Raw genomic sequence first — 1561 nt, forward strand, 5'->3', positions numbered from 1 at the left:
CGGCCGCGTCCCGCCGACGAAGAGGACGAAGAGCCGCCGGCCAGCTGGCTGGAAACCCGGCGGTAACGGGTGAGCGCACGGAAGGAATCGGGCGGTTTCACCACCGACCCGGACGCGGTGCTGTCCTCCGCGAGGGGTCTGCGTGACGCGGCGGACCAGTTGCGGGAGGCGGGCCAGGCGCTGGGCAGCGCGCTGGCGGCGCAGGGCGAGTGCTGGGGCGACGACGAATCCGGCAAGGAGTTCGCCAAGGACTACGTGCCCGGCGCCAAGGGCGCCACCGAGGCATTCGGTTCACTCACCGAAGCGCTCACCTCGCTGTACGAAAACATCGCCGCCGCCATGGAGCAGTACTCCGGGGCGGACGGTCAGGTCCGGACCGTACTGCAGAAGGGGCAATAGCCCGTGGGTATGGAGATGCCCGAGGCGGTCCAGTGGCTGCTGCCCATCGTGGTGGGGGAAAGCTGGCCCGAGGGCGACGAGGACAAGCTGCGCCTGCTCGCCGAGGCGTGGCACCAGGCTTCGAGCGCACTGCAACCGGTCGTGCAGACGGGCACGAACGCGGTGTCGGGCGCGCTCGCGAACTGGACCGGGCAGGGCGCGCTGGCCGTCGACGAGCAGTGGCAGAAGTTCGTCATGGGCGACGACGCGTACTTCAAGGCGCTGACCGACGCCTCCGCCGCGCTCGGCAACGCGTGTGAACAGACGGCGCTGGACGTCGAGTACACGAAGTACATGATCATCATCTCGTTGATCATCCTGGCCGTCCAGATCGCGTCGATGGTCGCGGCCGCGTTCGCCACCTTCGGCGCGTCCACCGCGGGAATCGTGCCGGCACAGATCGCCACCAGGGTGGTGGTCCAGCAGTTGTTCCGGCAGCTGCTGCAGAAGCTGGCCCAGCAGGGTTTCAAGCAGCTCGCCAAGGAGCTGCTGGAACAGCTGCTCAAGAAGGGCCTGAAGAAGATCGCCGGAGAGGTACTGAAGAACGTCGGCATGAACCTGGCGATGGACGTCGGCATCCAGGGTCTGCAGGTGCTGCAGGGCGACCGCAAGGAGTGGGACTGGAGCAAGACCACCGACAGCGCGGTCGGCGGCGCGGTGCAGGGCGCGGTCGGCTCGGTCACCGGAGGGCTGACCGGCAAGCTCAAGTCGCACGGTGGCGACCTCGGCGTCGTCGGCAAGACCGTGCAGGGCGCGGTCGAGGGGGTCGCCACCACCGTCGGCCAGGCCGCGGTGACCGGGGAGCTCGGCAACCTAAGCGCCGGTGACGTGCTGACGGGCGCGGCCAGCGGGGCCGCGGGCGCGGCGGTGGGCGCGGGGAAGGAACACTTCCAGGAACTGAAGAAACTCGACCAGCTCAACGGCAACCTCGACCACGCCGACGCGGCGGCGCCACGTCCCGATTCCGCGCAGGCGAACGAGGGCTCGATGTCCATAACGGACAGTCCGGATCGGACGGAGACGTCCTCTCCGGCCGAATCCACTCCCGATTCGCCGGAATCACCGTCGGGCGACGAACCCGGACCCACACCGGACGAGCCCGCGGAAACCGAAACACCCACAC

At 68.9% G+C, this 1561-nt stretch carries 2 protein-coding genes; both read left to right on the top strand.

What is annotated here, in order from left to right; translation table 11 throughout:
- Nucleotides 1-69 precede the first annotated feature (69 nt).
- Nucleotides 70-399: a WXG100 family type VII secretion target gene (locus FNH05_RS37130; RefSeq protein ID WP_144593500.1), complete on the top strand. Its 330-nt coding sequence runs from the start codon at nucleotides 70-72 to the stop codon at nucleotides 397-399.
- 9 nt (nucleotides 400-408) lie between these two features.
- Nucleotides 409-1561: WXG100 family type VII secretion target (locus tag FNH05_RS37135; protein WP_425458535.1), on the top strand; the 1153-nt coding region annotated here is incomplete at its 3' end.

The organism is Amycolatopsis rhizosphaerae (assembly GCF_007713715.1).
In the GTDB taxonomy this organism is placed as follows: Bacteria; Actinomycetota; Actinomycetes; order Mycobacteriales; family Pseudonocardiaceae; genus Amycolatopsis_E; species Amycolatopsis_E rhizosphaerae.